This window comes from Streptomyces sp. WMMC940 (assembly GCF_027460265.1).
Lineage (GTDB): Bacteria > Actinomycetota > Actinomycetes > Streptomycetales > Streptomycetaceae > Streptomyces.
Genome location: NZ_JAPZBC010000001.1, coordinates 1011619 through 1031485 on the forward strand (window position 1 = coordinate 1011619; position 19867 = coordinate 1031485).

Genomic DNA, 19867 nt, shown 5'->3' on the forward strand with positions numbered 1-19867 from the left:
CGCGGTTGGCAGGCATGTGCGAGACGCTGGACGGAACGCGCCCCGCAAGGGCGACGCGCAACGGGGAGGTGCGCCGACAGCGGCGGCGCATGTCCGGTTCGACACCCGCACCCGAGCGAGGAAGGCGGGCTGTGATGAGCGATCCGGGGACGGGCCCCGCCGGGCCGAGCGACGGCGACACGGCCCCACTCTCGGCGATACGGCTGAACGTCAACGATCACATGTGGCGGCTCGAGGTGGATCCGCGTACCTCGCTGCTCGACGCGCTGCGCGAACACCTGCGCCTCAGCGGGACGAAGAAGGGATGCGACCACGGTCAGTGCGGCGCCTGCACGGTGCTGGTCAACGGCCGGCGCGTCAACTCCTGTCTGTCGCTCGCCCTCATGCACGAGGACGACGAGATCGTCACGATCGAGGGCCTCGGGGATCCCGACCACCTGCACCCGATGCAGCGCGCCTTCGTCGAGAAGGACGGATTCCAGTGCGGTTACTGCACGCCGGGGCAGATCTGTTCGGCCGTCGGCATGCTCGCCGAGGTGGAGGCGGGCTGGCCCAGCCACGCCACCGACGACTTGGCCTCGCCACACATCGCGCTGACCGACGCGGAGATCCGCGAGCGGATGAGCGGCAACATCTGCCGGTGCGCCGCCTATCCGAACATCGTCGCGGCCATCCGCGGCACGGCGGAAGGCGGTACGGCATGAGGCCCTTCACCTACGAGCGGGCAACGGACCCGCAGGCCGCCGTCGCCGCGGTGTCCAAAGAGGGTGCGAAGTTCATCAGCGGCGGCACCAATCTGCTTGACCTCATGAAGCTGGACATCGAGAAGCCGAGCCATCTGGTCGACATCAGCCGGCTCCCGCTGCGCGACATCGAGGAACTCCCGGACGGCGGGCTGCGCATCGGCGCCCAGGCGCCGAACTCCGAGGTGGCTGCCGACGCCCTGGTGCGCACGCGTTACCCGGTGCTGTCGGAGGCGCTGGTGTCGGGTGCCTCGGGGCAGTTGCGCAACAAGGCGTCCACGGGGGGAAACCTGCTGCAGCGCACCCGGTGTCCCTACTTCTACGACACCGCCGCGGGCTGCAACAAGCGCGAGCCCGGAAGCGGGTGTTCTGCCATGGGCGGGTTCAACCGCACACACGCGATCCTCGGCGCGAGTGAATCCTGCATCGCCACCCACCCCTCGGACATGGCCGTGGCCCTGACGGCGCTGGACGCGGAGATCGAACTGCTCGACACCGACCGGGCGGTGCGCCGCGTCGCCATCACCGACTTCTACCGGCTGCCGGGCGACACACCGCACATCGAGACCGTGCTGCGGCCCGGCGAGATGATCACGGGCGTCGTCCTGCCGCCGCCCCCGCCGGGCCGGCAGAGGTACCGCAAGGTACGCGACCGGGCGTCCTACGAGTTCGCGCTGGTCTCCGTGGCGGCCGTCGTGTCGACGACCGGCGAGGGGACCGTCCGTCAGGCCCGGGTGGCCTTCGGCGGTGTGGCGCACAAACCGTGGCGATCCGCCGAGGCGGAGGCCGCGCTGACCGGCCGCCCAGCCGAGATGGCCACGTACCGCGCGGCCGCCGAGGCGGCCATGCGCGGCGCCGCCGGGCAGGGACACAACGATTTCAAGATCGAGCTGGCCGGGCGCACACTGTGCCGCACGCTGGCACAGGTGGCCGGGACCGGCTGAGTCCCGCCAGGCCGCCGGGACCGACCGGGCCCGGCAGCCGACCGGCGGACGAGCCGGCTCCGCAGGAGGAGGCGAGATGATCGGGCACGCTGTGGACCGCGTCGACGGGCCGCTCAAGGCGACCGGGCGGGCAGCCTACGCGTACGAGCACTGGGAGGCCGGCCCGCCGCTCTACGGCTTCATCGTGGGCGCGACGATCGGCAAGGGCCGCATCACCCGGATCGACACCGAGGAGGCCGAGCGGGCACCCGGAGTGCATCTGGTGATGACCCATCTCAACGCCCCGGCGCAGGGCCCCCGCGACGAGTCCGTTCCCTTCGAGTACTGGCGTGCCCAGCCGGAACTCACCGGCCCCGAGGTCCACTACTACGGGGAACCGGTGGCGCTCGTCGTCGCCGGTGCCCTGGAGCAGGCCAGGGCCGCGGCCGGCCTCGTCGAGGTCGAGTACAGAACCGGGCGGGGACGTTTCGACTTCGCCGAGTTCGAGGACGACGTCTACATCCCGAAGGTGGTCAACGCCGGTCTCCCCACCGACACCGAGGTGGGCGACTTCGACGCCGGGTTCGACGACGCGGAGGTCAAGGTCGACCAGCACTACACGACCCCGTACGAGTTCTCGTTGCCGATAGAGCCGAACGCGTGCCTGGCGGAACCACGCGGCGAGGACCTGGTCGTCCACGTCAGCTCCCAGATCGTCAACGCTGCGCAGGTATCGGTCTCCGCGACGCTCCTGATGGCCCCCGAGCGCGTCCACGCCGTCGCCCCCTTCGTCGGCGGGGGGTTCGGCTCGAAACTGGGCATCCACTCGGAGACGATCCTGGCGGCGCTCGCCGCCCGCACGCTGCGCCGACCGGTGAAGGTCGCCATGACCCGCCAGCAGGTGTTCCAACTCGTCGGCATGCGGCCGACATCGCGCCAGCGGGTCCGGCTCGGCGCGGAGCGCGACGGGCGGCTGACGGCGATCGCCCACGACGTCACGATGCACACCAATCCCGACGTCGAGTACGCCGAGCAGACCGCCGCCACCACCCGCAGCCTCTACGCCGCGCCCCACCGGTTGACCAGCCACCGGCTGGCGGCGCTCGACCTGCCGCGCGGGACGGACGTCCGCGCGCCGGGCGAGGCGCCGGGCATGCTGGCGGTCGAGTCGGCGATGGACGAGCTGGCCCATGCGCTCGGCCTGGACCCGGTCGAGCTGCGGATCCGCAACGAGCCCACCGTCGACCCCGAGCGCAACGTGCCGTACAGCGAACGGCGACTGGTCGACTGCCTGCGCGAAGGCGCCCGCCGGTTCGGGTGGGAGCACCGCCCGGTCACGCCCGCGAGTGTGCGCGACGGGCGGTGGCTGGTCGGGTACGGCATGTCGGCGGCCATCCGCGGGCACTTCCAGGGACCGACGACGGTGGGCGTGCGGCTGGAGGCGGACGGCACCGCCGTCGTCCGGACGGACATGACCGACATCGGCACGGGCACGTACACCATCCTCACCCAGGTCGCGGCCGAGGGACTCGGACTCCCGCTCGAACAGGTGCGGATCGAGCTGGGGCTCTCCGACTTCCCCAGCAGCTGGGGCTCCGGAGGCTCGTGGGGCGCCACCAATTCGTGCACCGCGACGCACCGGGCGTGTCTGGCCCTGCGCGGGAAGCTGCTGGAGGCGGCCTGCGCCGACGCGCGCTCCCCGCTGCACGGACTGGACCCGGCCGACGCGGTGTTCTCCGACGGGAACGTCCGCATCGGCGGCGCGTCCGAGACACTGGGCGGGATCGTCGCGCGCAGCCGTCCCGAGGGTGTGGAGGCCGAGGGCCAAGTCCGCTACATGGGCGATGAACCGAACTACTCCGACTACTCGATCAACACCTACGGGGCCCATTTCGCGGAGGTGGGTGTCGACGCGGACACGGCCGAGATCCGTCTGCGGCGGATGCTCGGTGTGTTCTCGGTGGGCCGGGTGTTCAACCCGAAGACGACCCGCTCGCAGCTGATCGGCGGCATGATCTGGGGTGTCGGCGCGGCCCTCGAGGAAGAGGCCGTCGTCGACCCGCGGTCCGGCGCCTTCGTCAACCGGGACCTCGCGGGCTACCTGGTACCGGTGCACGCCGACATCACCGACGTCGACGCAGTCGTCCTGGACGGCTACGACGACAAGGCCAACGTCCTGGGCGCGAAGGGCGTCGGTGAGCTGGGCATCTGCGGAGCCGGTGCGTCCGTGGTGAACGCGGTGTTCAACGCCACCGGTGTGCGGGTGCGCGATTTCCCCGTCACCATCGAGAAGTTGCTGCCCGGGCTGCCGCCGATGGATGCCTGAATCAGGCCGAACAGTCCGGCGCCACCGGCAGTCGAGTTCCTCGTCGCCGGGCGGGGAACGGCGACCCGCACGCCGGTCCGTCCGCGCCGAAGGGGACTCCCCCACGCCGTCCGCACGACGGGCCGGGGCCGCCGGCCCTCGTACGCCCCGCCTGCCGGCCGGAGAAGAGGCGGCCGCCGAGGAAGGGGTTCGGCCCGGCCGCACTCTCCTCTCGCGTCTCCCCCCAGCTCCGCGCGGGCGACCGCAGGTCAGTCGGTCGGCCCGGGCGTCGCCGCGGCGGCAAGGGCGATCACCGCACTTCGCGTCCAGGAGTACTGGGCCTTGCGGCGTGCCGTCCGGTCGTCGAGGGCCGGATGGCCGAAGGCTCCACCGGTGTCCTGCTGGGCGACCAGGAAGGACACGGCGTCCCGGGTGATGCGGTGGTGGCCCCAACCCTGCTGGACGAGGGCGCGGAGCGTCGCCGCCATCCGCCCCAGGTGGTAGGTCTCCCGGGCTTCGCACAGGGACACCGCGGCGTGGAGAGGATAGAAGTGCCGTTCCCGGTGCGTGGTCTGCCGGGGAATCGCCGAGGCGACGGACCGGTCGAGAACGCCGAGGCCGATCAGCCGGTGCACACCGGCGGCGATGTCGGCGGGGATGCTCCCGAAGGAGGCGACCGCGTCGGCGGTGGCTTTGAGGTGTTCGTCCAGCGAGGGGCAGCTGATCCCCGCCCGCCGGAGCGCCAGGGCGAACTCCCCTGCGATCTCCATGCCCTGCTCCTGCCAGAAGGCCGGGGAGGCGTCCGCGAGGTGTGCCGCGCAGCGCTCCAGTGAGGGGCGGACGAGGTCGTGTTCCCGGATCGCGGACGCGCCGACGGCCGCGGCGGTGACCCCGGCGAGGCCGGAGCGGTGGTCCTGCTCCTGAGTCGCGTCGCACAGCCACATCACCGCGCGCCTCAGGGGCGTCCGCAGGGGGACGTCCTCGGCAGGCGGAGACGGGGGCGGCTGGGTGCGGCGCCGCGGACTGCGCTCGAGCAGGCCGGCCAGGGCGGCGACGACGGTGGTGTGGTACCCCTCGGCCCAGTGTCGGAAGTCGCCGTCCCCGTCGTCGGTTCCGGGGTGGAGCACTCCTTCGGGTCCGTTCACACGACCGTTGCCTTCCTGGACCGACTCCAGGAAGGCCCAGGCGCGGTCCGCCGCGCGGGAGTCGGTGACACCGAGGCAGTACAGACAGCACAACAGCTCACCGACCAGGTCGGCGTTGGCGCGGGCCTCGGCCAGCACGAGGAGTGCTTCGAGGAGCTCGACGCCCTCGCCCGGCCGGAACCCCCGGGGCCATGCCGGGTCGCGCAGGCCGAAGTCGGTGACGTAGAAGACGGTGTGGGTGATGGCGTAGACGTCTCGATCGGCCAACTTCAGCACGTTCGGGCGCCGGCACAGGAGCGAGAACGGCAGAACGTCGTCCATCGAGGACAGGTCGTGCTCGATTCCGCACAGGTACAGGGTGTGGATCAGGTCCAGCTGCCGGTACGGAACACGCTCGAAGGCCGCCGCGTACCCGCCTTCCACGGCCTGCCGGATGATGCGCTCGAACTCCGGGGCGTCGCGGCCGCAGAGCCGAAGCGCCGCGTACGTACCGGCGTACAGCAGCAGGGCGCTCTCGTCCCGCGCGATCATCTCCCGATAGGAGGGCTCCCGGGCCACGTCCTCGACCTGCTCGAGAATGGACGCGTAGTCGTCCGTGAGCGGCGCATCGTCGAGCCGGGCTCGCAGTCCCGTCAGAAACGCCGTCTCGATCAGCGCCTTGCGGGTGAAGAGCACACTGTCCGGCCGAGCGCTGCGCGGGTCGAGCAGGGCCCGGCGCGCAGCGAGCCAGGCGACCGCCCGGTCCTCCACCGCGCGCCTTCGAGATGACCGGACGCCGGGTTGTTCTGCTCTCACCGTGATCCTCCCGGCAGTCATCTTGCTTCGTTCGATCAGCTGTCAGTGGGCGCCGCGGCGTCCGCTACTTCGTTGGCGACGACCAGGACGTAGCGTTCCCAGGCCAGTACATAGCCCGCGACATCGTCCAGTTGGCTGACCTGGCCGACCACACGCTCCAGCGGAACGCTGAGATCGACCAGTCCACTGGTCCTGAGGAAATCCAGCGCCTTGCGCGCATCGACCGACGGTGGACAGGACATGACGTACCTCCCGTTCGGAGTCCAGCATTTCCCGTCCACTATCTGCCCAACGGGCATGGCAGCGGAATATGCGTACGGAAACTCATACAGTCATATCTGCGGACTTATACGGATGAACGGGCAAGTTGAGGGCACGTCAGCGCCCTGCCCGGCAAGCGACCGCGCCCGCGTACACCGTTGCACCCGCTGCCCGCACCCCACCGGGTCGACGTGTGATCTTCCTCCGGGACCGGGTAGTCGGGCCCGATGTTCAAGCATCGGCGTGTACGGGTTGCAACTGTCCTTCTGAGCAGCTGGGTGCTGCTGGCAGCAGTGGAGAGGTGGACGGAGAAGGCGTCGTGGTCCTCCGCGGTATGGGCCGGGCTCCTGTGGTCGGGCGTGGTGGCGGGTGCCTGGTGGTTTGCCGAGTGGACGCAGGCCGGGCGGTTCCGGGCGGGCGCTGCGGGCACCGGCGGCGGACACCGGCCGGAGGAGGAGCGGCAATTGCCCGAGGACCGGGCGGGCCGGAGCCGCTGACGTACGGGGAACCCGGGCTCGCCGGGAGCCGCCGCCGTGGACACGGGTGCGGGACGCGCCGAAGACGGAACGGGGAGCGGGCCGACGCGTGCTGCGGATCCGGGCGCCCTGCTCCTCGCGCGCGTCGAGCGGTGCCGCCGGCCGCGCGGTCGTGTCGGGGCCGTCCGGAGGCGGAACGGTGCGGGTCGCCGGCGGGGGGCCGGGCGACCGGTCGCGGGTCAGCGATGGGCGGCGAAAGCCGGCCGGACCGTCCCTCGCCGCCTCGGCGTCGGGTCGCCGTGGCAGCAGCGGCCGCACCCGGCCTGCCGCCGGAGACCGGCCGGCCGCCGAGGAAGCCTCCTTCCAGGGAGCGGTGGCCGCGGGCTCCGCCGCCCCGAGGCCCACGCCCTGCGCCGCGTACGGACCGGGAACCGGGCTGCCGGAGGTGTTGGGCCGCGACCCGGCGGCGGTCGGGGCGGCGAACGGGTGATCTTCAGGGCGGCCGGTCTGCCTCGCCGGGGCAGCGGTTACGCGTGGCGACATGAACGAATCGCTGCATGCTCTCCGTCTGCGTTCCGCCCTGCCCGCATGTCTCGTCGTCTGCTCCGCCCTGCTCGTCACCGGCTGCGGCAGCGACGGGGGAACCAAGGGTCCGGCGGCCGTCGCCACGCCGGCGGCTCCAACCGGCGTCAGCCCCACCGCTTCACCGGACCCCACGGACACCGGGGCCCGTCTCACCGACGACCAGGTCGCGCGCATGTCGCTGGTGAAGGCGGCCAAGGTCCCCTGGGACGAGGCCGCCGACACAGCCCTCGGCACCGTCGCCGGGAGCAAGCTGGTCGCGATCGAGCTGCGGCGCTACAAGGGCGGCGCCACCGCCTCACCCGTACCGAGCCCCGGCAGTCCCGAGTGGACCGCCGAGGTGGCCGGCCAGAACGGCATGGTCCACCGGGTCCTCGTGGACGGCGTGTCCGGCACGGTGCTGCGGTCCCAGCCGGAGACCGATCAGGACGCGGACGACATGCGTGAGCTCACCGACCGCCTGACCAGGGCTCAGGTGTCGCCGGAGCAGGCGGTGAAGACGGCCACGGAGAGGAAGCAGGGAACCGTCACCGACGTCCACCTGGGTGACGAGGACAACACGCTCGTGTGGTCGGTGGACGTCGTCAACCAGCAGGACTGGAGCAAGACGGCCTTCGACATCGACGCCGCCACCGGCGAGGTGCTGCGCGAGCAGGTGGACAAGGGCTGACCCTCCCCGCTGACCGGACACTCGGCGCCCGACGCCCGGGCGGGGTGCTCGCCGGAGCCGGACGCGCCCGCCCGGCGTCGATCCGGTCCGCGCCGCCCGGAGCCTGTCGAACGCCCCGGGCGTCGGTCCGGACCCCGCCGGGCACACTGCCGCACGGGCGATAAACCGGCTGCGCCGAGAGGTCCGGAACGTCCAGACTGTTCGGACGCATCGAACAGTCCGGGTGCACCGGACCTCGCCTCGTCCCAGGAGTCCTCAGCGTGCAGGCAGCCGTCTCCGTCACGCCCGCCCGTGTCCCCGAGCTGCTGCTCGGCCTCGCCACGGTGCGCCCCGTCTTCCTGTGGGGTGCCCCAGGCATCGGCAAGTCGTCCCTCGTAAGGAACTTCGCCGAGTCCCTCGGCCTCGAGTGCGTCAGCCTCCTCGGCACCCAGCTCGCGCCCGAGGACCTCATCGGCGTCCCGCAGATCCGTGACGGACGGTCCGTCTTCTGCCCGCCGGAGGCCATCGCGCGGGACGAACCGTACTGCCTGTTCCTCGACGAGCTGAACGCCGCGACCCCCGATGTGCAGAAGGCGTTCTACTCCCTGATCCTCGACCGGCGCATCGGAACCTACGAACTCCCCGAGGGCTCCGTCGTCATCGGCGCCGGCAACCGCGCCACCGACAACGCGCTGGCCCGGCCCGTCGCCTCCGCCCTGGTCAACCGCCTCACCCACGTCCATCTGCGCGCCTCCGCCACGGACTGGCTCGTATGGGCGGGCGAGAACGGGATCCACCCGTGGGTCGTCGACTACGTCAGCGACCGGCCCGACCACCTCTGGTCGCAGCCGCCGAAGACGGAGGAGCCCTTCTCCACCCCCCGCTCGTGGCACATGCTCTCCGACGCCCTGCACTCCTTCGGTCCGACGCTCGACGAGGAGACCCTCAGGATCGTCGCGCACGGCACGCTCACGCCCGCGCACGCCGTGTCCTTCTGCGGCTACGCAAAGATCGTGCGGCACGCGTACGGCATCGACGCCATCATCAAGGGCGACGCGTCCTGGCCGAACCGCATCGAGGACCGCGACCTGCTCTACTACCTCGCCGACGCCTTCCGGGGCCGGCTGGTCAAGGAACTCCCCGCCGCCAAGGACCAGATCCCGCCCGCTCTGCGGCAGACCGCGCACCGAGCCAAGGCGCTGCTCGTCCAGCTCGCCGAGATCTCCGTCGAGGTCGCCCAGACCGTCATCCGGGACGACGAGGACGGCCTGCCCGTGCTGCCCGCCTGGTTCCTCGTCGAGGCCGCCCGCGACATGCCGCGGCTGGTCGAGGCCCGCCGGTGAGCCGGACGCCGCGCGGGAAGAAGGCAAGGCCCGACCCGGCCGCCGAGTCCTTCCTCGCCGGTCTGGCCGCCGTCAAGCGCAACCCGGCCCTCGCTTCCCTGGACGCCGACGTCTGCCGCAGCCGCGACTGCGCTCTCGGCCCGCGCCACGGCCTGGCCGCCGTCGACTCCAACGGCACGGTCCATGTCCACCCCGACCGCCGTGCCGAGCCGGCCGAGTGGGCGTGGGCCATCGCCCACTGCCTCATCCATCTCGGCTTCGGCCACGTCCCCGCGGACAAGGGCCCCCGCGTCCAGCCCGACCGGTCCGACCTCGCCGCCCGCTGTGCCGTCGTCAACCGCTTCCTGCTCACCTACCCCGTCGGGCGTGCCCCCGAGCACCTCCCTGCCTCCTACCCCGACGGCGACGAGGAGCAGCTGGCGAAGCGCTGGCGCCGCGACGGCATCCCCGCCGCGTACGAGGGCTGCGGTACGGGCGGTGACTCCCCCGACCAGATCCTGGTGTCGTGGTCGCGGTGGCACACTCCGGCCGACTGGCAGCTGGCCTTCGCGCACGCCCTCACGCGCACCGTGTCCGCCGCCATGGACCTGGCGGGCGGCCGCCGCGACACGCTCACCGGTGAACGGCTCCCCGCACGGCCCTGGGAACGCGCCCTCAGCTGGTTCGTCTCCTCGTACCCGCTTCTCGGCGGGATCGCGTCCGGCATGACGGTCGTCGCCGACGCCGAACTCTCCCGCGCGCACGGCATCGCCGTCGCCGCCGTGGACGCCACGGCCGGCGAGATCTACGTCAACCCGCTGCGGCGGTACGACGACGAGGAGTGGCGCTTCGTCCTGGCCCACGAGATGCTGCACGCCGCCCTGCGCCACGGTGACCGGCGCGGAGGCCGCGACCCCTACCTGTTCAACGTCGCCGCCGACTACGTGATCAACGGCTGGCTCGTCGGGATGGGCGTCGGCACGATGCCCGAAGGGCTGCTGTACGACCCGGCGTTGAAGGACCTCTCCGCGGAGGAGGTGTACGACCGGATCGTCACCGACGCCCGCCGCACCGGACGGCTGGCCACCCTCCGGGGCAAGGGCGTCGGGGACATCCTCGGCGAACCGCTCGGCGGACGTCCCCGTGACTGGGTGGACCTCGACGAGTTCTACCGGCGCGGCCTGGTCCAGGGGCTCGATCTGCATCTGGGCGGCGGGCGCGGCCTGCTGCCCTCCGGACTGGTCCAGGAGATCCGGGCGCTCGCCCACCCGCCGGTTCCGTGGGACGCCCGACTGGCGCGCTGGTTCGACGAGTTCGTGCCCCGCCCCGAGGCCGTACGCAGCTACGCACGGCCCGCCCGCCGTCAGGCGTCGACCCCCGACATCCCGCGCGCCGGACGGTACTTCCCGCCCGAGGAGGTCACCCGGTGCACCTTCGGCGTCGTCCTGGACACCTCCGGCTCCATGGGCACGCGGCTCCTCGGCAAGGCACTCGGCGCCGTCGCCTCGTACGCCGAGGCGCGGGACGTACCGGCCGCCCGGGTGGTCTTCTGCGACGCCGCCGCGTACGACGCGGGCTATCTGCCGCCGGCGGAGATCGCGGGCCGGGTCCGGGTGCGCGGGCGCGGCGGCACGGTCCTCCAGCCGGGGGTCGACCTCCTGCGGCGCGCTGAGGACTTCCCGGCGACGGCGCCCGTGCTCGTCATCACGGACGGCCACTGCGATGTGCTGCGCGTACGGCCCGAACACGCCTATCTCGTCCCGGAGGGTGCCTCGCTCCCCTTCACGCCCCGCGGGCCGGTGTTCCGCCTCAGCTGAGACCGACCGCGGCACCCGGCTCGAAAAGTCCGCCCGCTGAAGGGACATGACGATCTCACACCGACTTGAGGAACGTATGCGGCCGAGCACCGGCCGGCGCCGAACCGCCCGACCTCGCCCCGGCGACGGGCACCCTCGCGACCGGGGCTCGGGCCGGATCGGTCCCGGTGACCGCATGGAGCGTGGTTCCGGGCCCCGGGCTGCGCGATCCGGCCGGTCATGAGGGGGTTCAGGACCCCGGACTACGCCTTCCGTGCGTCGACGAGCTCGTCCAGCTCCCGCATCGCCTCGGCATGGGCACTCATCCGGAGACTCACACTGCCGCTCGTGAAGAGCCCGACACCGACCACCGACACCGGTACGGACAGTCCGAGCACAACCAGGGCTTCAGGCCAGTCGCGTTCGTTCTGGCACCAATCACCCATCCGCAGGCCCTCGTTGGCCGTACCGTGTTCGGTCAGCAATCGCGACTCGCACTCCGCGGGGTGCTGGTCGTCGGGCTCCTCGTCGACCGTGTACGGCGTGAGCAGCAGCAGGGCGCACCACGCCCACTGAAAGGTCGCGACAGCCAGCAGACCCATCCCCCAGGCGCGTATCCGGCCGGCCCTGTCGCGGAAGTCGAGATCGTACTCACGTGAACGCATGGCGGACGAATCTACCAGCGGGTTCCCGCGGCATCAGCGGTGCTCCGGCTCCGCTGAATTCGCGGTGAACGGCGCACCGGCGCACCCGTCCTGCTCCTCGCCCGGCCCCGGTCGACCGGCAGCGGTCCCACTGCCTGCCCCATGCCCCGATCGGGTCGGTGGCGGCACCTCGCCACCGGCGAAGCGGGTCCCGGCCGGGCGGTGGGTCCCGGCCGGGCGGTGGGTCCCGGCCGGGCGGTGGGTCCCGGCCGGGCGGTGGGTCCCGGCCGGGCGGTGGGTCCCGGCCGGGCGGTGGGTCCCGGCCGGGCGGTGGATACGATGGCGCACCGGCACCCGGGGCGCCCCGCCGTACCGGCCGACGCCGCGTCCCGCCCACGAGACGGCGGCCGACCGTACGCCCCGCCGCCGACCGTGCGAGCCGAACCACTCCGGGATCCGAGCGGCTCATCGACGACGCGACCCGGTGCGCGTGGGCGGCACGATGCGTACCCGCCTCTCCACAGGGGCGCTGTCGATGTCGTCGAGTTGCGCGACGATCGTGTTGCGCAGTTCGTCGTAGTCGTCGAAGGAACAGTCGTGGAAGAGGGTGTAACCCGTCCACATCAGATTGGCGCACACCCGTGCCGGCACCCGACCGGTCCTGGCGCCCATACCCACCAACGCCACCGAGCGGACACTGCCCGGCGCCTTCTTGTTCTGCTGGTGGACCGCCTGGAACGCGGCGGCGCAGGCAAGCGCCACGTTCAAGGTCTCGCTGACGTTCTGCGAGGACGACTCCATCGTCGGCGTCGAGATCAGGAACCTCGGGGTGACCGCCCCGGACGGGACGCACACCGCGCTGCCGACCGGGAGCGCTCCGTCGAAACCGCTGCGGATCGCCCTCTGCACCCGCAGTTGGATGCCGGCGCCGAGATGCCGCTTGATGACGGCGTCGACCCCACCGTCCATCCGCCCACGGGAGTTGGTGGGACTGACCCATGCGTCGACGTCCACGTCGACGATCGAGCCCTGGCGGATCTCCATCCCCGGGATGTCGGCGAAGGCGGCCCGCCACGCCTCCACCACTGCCTTGTTGACATCGGTCAGCACCACTTCGAGGCGTGGCTGCACACGGTCCGCGGTCACGGTTCACTCCGATCGGGAACGGTCACTCAACTGATCGGGACGCTACTGCCCGGCACTGACAACGGAGTCGTCCCGCCCTGTGTGCGGCAGCCGGAAGGGGACTGTCAGTGGGCCCGCATAGCCTCGTGGCACTGCTCGGATCAGCCCTTCCACCAGCACGCTTCGACCCTCCGGAGTCCGTCCGTCATGAGCGATGTGCACACCCCCGCCCCGTCCGGCCCGAACGACCCGCTGGCCCTCTCGGAACTGTTCGAGGGCGGCGCTGAACCGTGGCTTCCCCTGCTGAAGCCGGTCATCGAAGCACAGCAGGACGCGGCCGAGTTCATCGGCCCGGGCCGCCGCCCGGAGGTCGTCCCGGTCCGCGAACTGACCTTCCAGGCGCTCAAACCCAACGCGCCGCACAAGTGGAAGGTCGTCGTCTTCGGTCAGAACCCGTACCCGCGGCCCGAGAGCGCCACCGGCATCGCCATGTTCGACAACACCTTCCACGACTGGAGGGACGGCCAGTTCGGCAGGGTCGTCAGCATCCGCTGCCTCATCAAGGCAGCGGCGATGTGGAAGTACGGCATACCCAAGAAGACCCCGATAGCCGACGTGCGAGCGCTGCTGAGGAAGCACGACACGGTCCAGCCGCCGGAGTGGTTCCAGGCGATGCTCACCCAGGGCGTTCTGCTGCTGAACGCGGCGCTGACGGCCAACAGCGACGGGGCGATCGGCACCGACCGTCACACCAGGTTCTGGCGGCCGGTCGCCGAGCGGATCGTCGAGGGAATCCTGAAGGCCAAGCAGACGGCGGACGAGGAGGACCGTGGGGTCGTCTTCGCGTGGTGGGGGGCGCACGCGCGGAGTCTGAAGAAGGTCGTTCTGGAGCTCCAGAAGAAGTACCCCGAGGTCGACGTCCGGCACATCGACCACGCCAACCCCGCGGCGCAGGGCGACATCTTCTGCGACGGCGACCATCTCGGGACGGTGAACGACGCGCTCGCATCGCTGGGTGCCGACGGGATCGACTGGCTGCCGAGCACCGGCTGGCACGAGCTCGCCGCCGAGGACGGCGGGGCACGCGGTGCCGCTGCCGCACGCATGGGCGCGTTCATCGCGTCCACGATGGAACTGCACCAGCTGTATCTCGACCGGCTCTCCGGGGTGAAGGACGAAGGACTCGTCCTCCCCGCTATCACGGGTGTGTTCGACACCCCCCTCATGGACCTCCGTGGAGCCGTCGCCCCGGTCACCACGCTGCTGTCCGGGCTGGCTCGTCACGTCGACCGATCGCACGAGTTCGGCAAGCTGCGGGCGGACGGGGCGTCCGGCGGCCTCTCCGCCGACGCGATCGCCGCCCTCCACCTCTACACCTGTGAATCCGCGTTCTACCGGGAGATCAACGCCGTGCTGCGCTCCTCGGACCGGACCGGACTCGTCCCGTACCTGCCGTATCTGCGACTGCTGTTCTCCGCGGTGTCGCAACTGCCCGTCCGCACCCGGCCGTTGTGGCGCGGGGTGCCGCTCGACCTGCGTGCGCAGTATCCGCTCGGCCGGACGGTGACCTGGTGGGGTGTGTCCTCGTGCACGTCCGAACTCGGCGTGGCCAAGGCGTTCCTCGGCAGCCGCGGCAAGCGGACGCTGTTCGAGGTGGTCCCCGCCCGGGCCGTGGGCATCCGCGACTTCTCCGCGTTCACCGGGGAGGACGAGTTCATCCTCCTGCCCGGTACCCAGCTGAAGGTGACGGACGTCAGGGTCGAACGCGGCGGCCTGTGCACCGTACGGCTGACGGAGCTGGACGAGCCGCCTCTGGTGTCCTGAACGCACCACGGGCGGATACGTCGCTGCCCGGGGGGCGGGGAGCAGGCACCGGCTCAGACATTGCGCAACACGCTCAGCCGATGCCCTGGCGGTCGGGCCGCAACGCGAACGCGCGCTCGGCCGCCTCGGGCAGCGTCCGTTCCAGGGCCTGCACCAGAAGCGCCCGGTGCCGAACCAGCGGGGCACGCCGTTCCTCCGGCACCAGCCGCAGCAGATCGTCGATGCCGGCCAGCATCCGGCGGGAGACCTGTGGGCTTGCCGTGGCGCACCCGCGGATCTCGGTGAGCCCGAGATCGACGAGATCGGTCCAGCCGGGGACGTTCTGCACCAGCCGCACGACGCCCTTGCGGTCCCGGTGGTGCACCGCGCCCAGGGGGCGTACGGCGACCGCCGCGAGGAACTCCACGATCCGGTCGAGGCACTGCACGGCGGTGGTCGGATCGTTCACGGCGGGCGACAGCGCCCGCAGCGCGATGTCGGACAGCTGCCGCAGTCCGAAGCCCAGGTCCTGGTGGAAGCTGCGCTCGACCCCGACCGACACGCTGTGCCGCAGCGCCGACCGGACGGGCACGCGCGGCCCGTGCACCGCGAGCACGGGCGTACCGGGCACCACGTGGTCCCCGATCCGGGGGATGAGCCGCAGCACCACCCCGTTCCGCCGGGCGACGCGCACCAGCCGCGCGATGTGCACGTCCCGCAGAACGCCGGCATGCCCCTGGTGGCTCATGCGCGCGATCTCGGGCGCCAGGGGTGCCCCATCGGGCCCTTGGACGGGCATTCTCGCCACCTCATCGAGCGACTCCCTGTTGATCCGCTCGACGACGGGCCCGACCTTCATCAGCTGCAGGGTCTGGGTGACGTACGCGATGAACAGCACCAGGCTGAGCAGGACCATGACGACGGTCAGGGCGCTCTGCACCACCGGCACGGTCATGACGTCCCGCGGGTCGGCCTCGCTCTCGTACGAGGTGAGGACCAGCAGCGACAGCAGGAACGTCGCCAGGAACACCGCGAAGGTGAGCTTGCTGATCCTGCTCCGGATGAAGATCCGCACGATGCGGGGCGTGAAGTTCCCGGCGGCCATCTGGACGGCGACCAGCGAGATGCTGAAGACGACGCCGATGAAGGTCATCATCGCCGCGCTGACGGTGGTGACGATGGTCCGGGCGTCCTCGGCGATGGCCATCAGGTTGCGGACGCCCTCGAGGTCCCCGTCCTCCCTCAGGGCGTCCACGATCGCGGCATCGAGGGTGTCGGCGACCCCCCAGAGCAGGAAAACGAGCGACAGGGCCGTGGTCGGCGCGAACCAGAAGGTGTCGCGCAGATGCTCCCGAAGCGGCGACAGTGCACGCGGACTGCGATGACGAAGTTCACGGCTCACGCCGTGAGGCTAGACGACGACATACGTCACGTACACATACGATCACTCTCCGTGCGTCCAATTCGGGCGGGCGCGAGGGACGGCCCGATGGGGCAGCTCATCCGCCGCCCCACCCCACTGACCACGGAAAATGCGGTTCAGAGGCACCTCGAACCCCTGGTAGAGTTATCCATGTCGCCGCGGGGAACACCCCGGGTTCGACAAAACACCTGGTCCGGGTGGCGGAATGGCAGACGCGCTAGCTTGAGGTGCTAGTGCCCTTTATCGGGCGTGGGGGTTCAAGTCCCCCCTCGGACACCAAAACGGTCACGTTTGAACCCCGGTCCCGGTTGGGTCCGGGGTTCGTCGTATCGGCGGGAAGGGGGCCGTGGGGCCGCTGTATGGCGTCCCCGGGCCGCACCACTTCCAGGTTGGCGCGTTGCGTGCCAGTGGACCGCCCCCGGCCCCTGGCGGCGCGCGGGCGGGTTTCGATCTTCGCGGCTTCGTCCTCGCTCGGCTCTGCCAGCCCTGCGGCAATGCCAGGGTCGAGCAGGTGGGCGAAGCCCTCAGTGAGGTCCGCGCCCTGCACCTGGTCATCCATGATCCAGAAGCGGGCGAAGACGGCTTGGTTGAGCTGTCGGCGGACATCGGGCGGTGCGCTGAGGTACAGCCGGTGCGCGTTGGCGCAGAGCAGTAAGAGTTGTCCCGTAAATGATCTCCGGATCGTCTCGGGCATGGTTGGCCACAGTGTGGCCCGCTGATCTATCCGGCGAGGGCGAGGTTGTGCAGCCGGGCAATGCCAAGCATGGCGTGGTGGACGCCATCGCCTTTGAGACGGCAGTCGCGGAGGATCTTCCAGGTCTTCATGCGGGCGAAGACGTGCTCGACGCGGGCGCGGACCTGCTTGTGGGACTTGTTGTGTTCCTCTTTCCAGGCCGGGAGTTCGCTCTGGCCGCGCTCGCGGCGGTGCGGGATGACCAGCCCGGTGCCCGGGTAGCCGCCGTCGGCGATCGTGAGGGTATTGCCGACGGCGGCTTTGGCGCCGGATTCCTCCCACGCCTTGCAGTCGTTGCGGTTCCCGGCGAGCGGCCGGCCGACCACGACGACCAGACGGGTGTCGGCGTCGATGACGACCTGGTGGTTGGTGGAGTACCGGTAGTTCTTCGACCGCTCGGCGATGGTGTGGTCGCGGGTGGGGACCAGGGTGCCGTCGACGATGAGCACGGTGTCCTTGGCGAACCGCTTGCGGGGCTGGAGGGCGAGCATCGGCCCGAGGTGGTCGATGATCCGGTCTGCTGCCGACTTGGACACCCCGAACAGCGGGGCGAGCTGCCGCATGGTGAGGTTCGTGCGCCAGTACGCGGCGACCAGCAGTGTCCGGTCCTCCAGCGGAAGGCTCCACGGCCGGCCCCTGCGGACCGCGTCCGCACCCTGGCGCCGCAGCACGGTCACCAGCTTGCCGAACTGCCGCGGGCTCAGCCCGGTGAACGGGGCTATCCAAGACGGCTCCGACACCGTGATCACACCAGCCACACCAAGATCATCTCAGTTGCAGACGCTACCCGGCGTCCCCGATCCTGTGTGCTCGGCAAGCAGGGAGGGCACATGGGACTGGTTCTTTTCCCGGGCGACGGAGACAACAGCAGTCCGGATGTCTCCTGGCCCTACAGCGGCTTTGCCGCGTTCCGGCGGCGTCTGGCCGAGACCGAGGGGTTCGTCCTCTCCGAGATGCGAGGCTTCGGCGGCGAGCGCCCGTGGAGTGAAGTGTCCACCGCCCTGGAGCCACTCCTGGATCATCCGGATGCCGGAGGTAACGACCTCTCGCCTGACGAGTGCGCGTCGATCCTGGTCCGGCTGGAGGCCATCACCGACCAGTGGGCACGAGAGGGCGACGACCAGCTCCTCCGGCAGCAGATCGAGGACGCCCGCCAGCTGGCGGGCGTCCTGCGGCTCTGCATCGAGAAGGACGTCCCGCTGGCCTTCCTCTGAAGCCCCCGACTGCGGAACCCACTTAGACGTCGTCTCATTTGGGGTGCTGGGTAGTCTGCACTGTGTGGTGATGGTCGAGCGCATGGTGCCGGACGAGCTGTGGGAACTGTTCCAGCGGGTGGTCCCTCCCGCTCCAACACGGCCGCAGGGCGGCGGCCGACGCCGGTACGGGGATCGTGAGGTACTGGCCGCGATCATCTTCGTGGCCACAACAGGCTGCACTTGGCGGCAGTTGCCGCCGGTCTTCGGCCCGTCGGGGCCGACCGCGCACCGGCGTTTCACCGAGTGGACCGCCGCCCGGGTCTGGGCGAAGCTGCACCGCGTCATACTCGACGAGCTGGGTTCGCGCGGAGAGCTGGACTGGTCGCGTTGCGCGATCGACTCGGTGAACATGCGGGCCCTGAAAGGGGGGACCTGACAGGTCCGAATCCTGTAGACCGGGGCAAGAAGGGCTCGAAGATCCACTTGATCACTGAGCGGACCGGTTTACCCCTCTCCGTCGGGATCTCCGGCGCGAACCTGCACGACAGCCAGGCGCTCGAGCCGCTCGTGTGCGGCATTCCGCCGATCCGCTCCCGTCGCGGCCCGCGCAGACGACGGCCCGCCAAGCTCCACGCGGACAAAGGCTACGACTACGACCACCTGCGCCGATGGCTGCGCAAGCGAGGCATCCGGCACCGCATCGCCCGCAAGGGCATCGAGTCCTCCACCCGGCTGGGCCGGCATCGCTGGACCATCGAGCGCACGATGTCCTGGCTGGGCGGCTGCCGCCGTCTACACCGCCGCTACGAACGCAAGGCCGAACACTTCCTGGCCTTCACCGCCATCGCCTGCAGCCTCATCTGCTACCGCAGACTCACCAAATGAGACGACGTCTTACGGGACAACTCTTAGGCCGTGCTCAGTCAGTTCGTAGGCCGGTCGCTCCAGCTCGCACCACACCACGCGGCCGACGTTGGTTGGGTAGCAGTTCCACCGTGAACACAGTGAAGTTACGGCGTCGGGCCAAGTCGGCGGTTGGTTGTGACGGTCGGCCACTTCGACAATAACGCCGTGCTCAAACAGCACCAGGCGCACGCGGATGAGGGCGAGATCAGCCAGCTCTACCCAGTGCGGGGAAGGGTCGGGCACGCCGGTCAGGTTCACGGCCTGGCCGATCAGCTCGGTGAGTACAGCTTCGCCGTTGTCGTTCAGCTGGCCGTGCTCCCACTCGGCGAGGGTGTAGCGGAGAAACATCGTGCCGATGTTCGCAGCCGTGGCAGTAGCGGCCAAGGTGAGGTCGGCTACCGCCTTGGGATGGGGCCGCTCAGTCATCGACCGCGGGGCGAAGATTGCCGACCCGTTCTTTGGCGTGCTCGGCCACGTCGCACAGCTCAACCACTTGAGCAGCAGCGTCCAACTCCAGCCGCTGCACCATATGGGCCAGCAAGATCGGGTGAGTTGAGATGTGGCTCATGGACGGCACGACGACGTGATGCGCCTCGGTGCGCTTGAGTTCTTCGGTCAGCGCGTTGAAGGCCGCCTGTGATCCGTTCTGGCATTCGTAGAACGTGGTGGCGTAACAGAAGGCCTCGACCTCCGCGAAGCTCCGCATCTGCTGCTCGATGTCGTCAAGCTTGTCGTCCGTCGCATCACTGGCTACCCGCATGTAGCCGTAGATCAAGGGCTTCACCGTTGTTCTCCGTACGCTTGATGAGCAGACCGGCGACGGGTTCGTACCTGCGGTAGGCGTCCAGGCATCGCCGGTCTGCCCGGCTTCTTGGTGGTCGCGTCAGAGCGCGAGGTTGTGCTCCGCGAGCACCGCTCGCGCGCACGGGAAGGCACAGCCGCACACGGCACGCAGGCCGAGGTCGTTGGTGTGCCCGTTCAGAACCACGGTGGCGAGCTGGTGAAGCACGTCGACTCCGCTACTCGCCTCGACCATGCCC

At 70.6% G+C, this 19867-nt stretch carries 19 protein-coding genes and 1 tRNA gene; 11 read left to right on the forward strand and 9 right to left on the reverse strand.

All coding sequences use genetic code 11. The features are described from left to right. The first annotated feature begins 134 nt into the window (after nucleotides 1–134). The 3 genes from O7595_RS04560 to O7595_RS04570 all read left to right on the forward strand — a co-directional run bounded on the left by O7595_RS04560 (nucleotide 135) and on the right by O7595_RS04570 (nucleotide 3992). Complete coding sequence (locus O7595_RS04560) at nucleotides 135–704, forward strand: 2Fe-2S iron-sulfur cluster-binding protein (protein ID WP_269727435.1); 570 nt, start codon at nucleotides 135–137, stop codon at nucleotides 702–704. Then, nucleotides 701–1687, forward strand: a complete 987-nt coding sequence (locus tag O7595_RS04565) for an FAD binding domain-containing protein (RefSeq protein ID WP_269727436.1) — start codon at nucleotides 701–703, stop codon at nucleotides 1685–1687. Before O7595_RS04560 ends, O7595_RS04565 begins: the two co-directional genes overlap by 4 nt. 76 nt (nucleotides 1688–1763) lie before the next feature. Further along, on the forward strand, nucleotides 1764–3992 hold the full coding sequence (locus tag O7595_RS04570) for a xanthine dehydrogenase family protein molybdopterin-binding subunit (protein WP_269727437.1): 2229 nt from the start codon (nucleotides 1764–1766) through the stop codon (nucleotides 3990–3992). A gap of 248 nt (nucleotides 3993–4240) precedes the next feature. On the opposite strand, the gene O7595_RS04575 is transcribed toward O7595_RS04570, so the two are convergent. Both O7595_RS04575 and O7595_RS04580 read right to left on the reverse strand, forming a co-directional pair. Then, a complete protein-coding gene (locus O7595_RS04575; protein ID WP_269727438.1) occupies nucleotides 4241–5911 on the reverse strand; it encodes a DUF6895 family protein in 1671 nt (556 codons plus the stop codon). Nucleotides 5912–5946: 35 nt separating this feature from the next. Then, a complete protein-coding gene (locus O7595_RS04580; protein WP_138052150.1) occupies nucleotides 5947–6153 on the reverse strand; it encodes a hypothetical protein in 207 nt (68 codons plus the stop codon). 246 nt (nucleotides 6154–6399) lie between these two features. Between O7595_RS04580 and O7595_RS04585 the strand changes: the two genes are divergently transcribed. The 4 genes from O7595_RS04585 to O7595_RS04600 all read left to right on the forward strand — a co-directional run bounded on the left by O7595_RS04585 (nucleotide 6400) and on the right by O7595_RS04600 (nucleotide 11018). After that, on the forward strand, nucleotides 6400–6669 hold the full coding sequence (locus O7595_RS04585) for a hypothetical protein (protein WP_269727439.1): 270 nt from the start codon (nucleotides 6400–6402) through the stop codon (nucleotides 6667–6669). Nucleotides 6670–7189: 520 nt separating this feature from the next. Beyond that, nucleotides 7190–7900, forward strand: coding sequence for a PepSY domain-containing protein (locus O7595_RS04590; RefSeq protein WP_269727440.1), 711 nt, complete (start codon nucleotides 7190–7192; stop codon nucleotides 7898–7900). A gap of 260 nt (nucleotides 7901–8160) precedes the next feature. Continuing rightward, nucleotides 8161–9222, forward strand: a complete 1062-nt coding sequence (locus O7595_RS04595) for an ATP-binding protein (protein ID WP_269727441.1) — start codon at nucleotides 8161–8163, stop codon at nucleotides 9220–9222. After that, nucleotides 9219–11018, forward strand: coding sequence for a vWA domain-containing protein (locus tag O7595_RS04600; RefSeq protein ID WP_269727442.1), 1800 nt, complete (start codon nucleotides 9219–9221; stop codon nucleotides 11016–11018). The genes O7595_RS04595 and O7595_RS04600 overlap by 4 nt, the downstream gene beginning before the upstream one ends. Before the next feature lie 242 nt (nucleotides 11019–11260). Here O7595_RS04600 and O7595_RS04605 read toward each other — a convergent pair whose 3' ends face one another. Both O7595_RS04605 and O7595_RS04610 read right to left on the reverse strand, forming a co-directional pair. Continuing rightward, nucleotides 11261–11662, reverse strand: a complete 402-nt coding sequence (locus O7595_RS04605; RefSeq protein ID WP_269727443.1) for a hypothetical protein — start codon at nucleotides 11660–11662, stop codon at nucleotides 11261–11263. Nucleotides 11663–12106: 444 nt separating this feature from the next. Further along, nucleotides 12107–12787, reverse strand: coding sequence for a macro domain-containing protein (locus O7595_RS04610; RefSeq protein ID WP_269727444.1), 681 nt, complete (start codon nucleotides 12785–12787; stop codon nucleotides 12107–12109). A 186-nt stretch (nucleotides 12788–12973) separates the two neighbouring features. Between O7595_RS04610 and O7595_RS04615 the strand changes: the two genes are divergently transcribed. Next, complete coding sequence (locus O7595_RS04615; protein WP_269727445.1) at nucleotides 12974–14590, forward strand: ADP-ribosyltransferase domain-containing protein; 1617 nt, start codon at nucleotides 12974–12976, stop codon at nucleotides 14588–14590. 73 nt (nucleotides 14591–14663) lie between these two features. On the opposite strand, the gene O7595_RS04620 is transcribed toward O7595_RS04615, so the two are convergent. Then, nucleotides 14664–15971 (reverse strand): DUF2254 domain-containing protein, encoded by a 1308-nt coding sequence (locus tag O7595_RS04620; protein WP_269727446.1) that lies wholly within the window; start codon nucleotides 15969–15971, stop codon nucleotides 14664–14666. A gap of 212 nt (nucleotides 15972–16183) precedes the next feature. Between O7595_RS04620 and O7595_RS04625 the strand changes: the two genes are divergently transcribed. Further along, a tRNA-Leu gene (locus O7595_RS04625) sits at nucleotides 16184–16271 on the forward strand. A gap of 441 nt (nucleotides 16272–16712) precedes the next feature. Here the strand turns inward: O7595_RS04625 and O7595_RS04630 are convergent. Next, nucleotides 16713–17483, reverse strand: coding sequence for a transposase (locus tag O7595_RS04630; protein ID WP_269727447.1), 771 nt, complete (start codon nucleotides 17481–17483; stop codon nucleotides 16713–16715). 72 nt (nucleotides 17484–17555) lie between these two features. Here O7595_RS04630 and O7595_RS04635 point away from each other — a divergent pair, with 72 nt between their 5' ends. Together O7595_RS04635 and O7595_RS04640 are read left to right on the forward strand one after the other, a co-directional pair. After that, the gene (locus O7595_RS04635) at nucleotides 17556–17939 is read left to right on the forward strand and encodes a hypothetical protein (RefSeq protein ID WP_269727448.1); all 384 of its coding nucleotides are present in this window, start codon (nucleotides 17556–17558) and stop codon (nucleotides 17937–17939) included. A gap of 70 nt (nucleotides 17940–18009) precedes the next feature. Continuing rightward, nucleotides 18010–18806 (forward strand): IS5 family transposase gene (locus tag O7595_RS04640; protein ID WP_269727288.1). Its coding sequence is split into 2 segments (ribosomal slippage): nucleotides 18010–18345 and nucleotides 18348–18806, totalling 795 coding nucleotides; the frame shifts between segments, so codons are not numbered across the junction. Nucleotides 18807–18815: 9 nt separating this feature from the next. On the opposite strand, the gene O7595_RS04645 is transcribed toward O7595_RS04640, so the two are convergent. From O7595_RS04645 to O7595_RS04655, 3 genes are all read right to left on the reverse strand, one after another. Then, the gene (locus O7595_RS04645) at nucleotides 18816–19253 is read right to left on the reverse strand and encodes a hypothetical protein (protein WP_269727449.1); all 438 of its coding nucleotides are present in this window, start codon (nucleotides 19251–19253) and stop codon (nucleotides 18816–18818) included. Next, nucleotides 19246–19611 (reverse strand): recombinase family protein, encoded by a 366-nt coding sequence (locus O7595_RS04650; protein ID WP_269727450.1) that lies wholly within the window; start codon nucleotides 19609–19611, stop codon nucleotides 19246–19248. Before O7595_RS04650 ends, O7595_RS04645 begins: the two co-directional genes overlap by 8 nt. Nucleotides 19612–19710: 99 nt before the next feature. After that, a complete protein-coding gene (locus O7595_RS04655; protein ID WP_205035130.1) occupies nucleotides 19711–19863 on the reverse strand; it encodes a hypothetical protein in 153 nt (50 codons plus the stop codon). Nucleotides 19864–19867 lie beyond the last annotated feature (4 nt).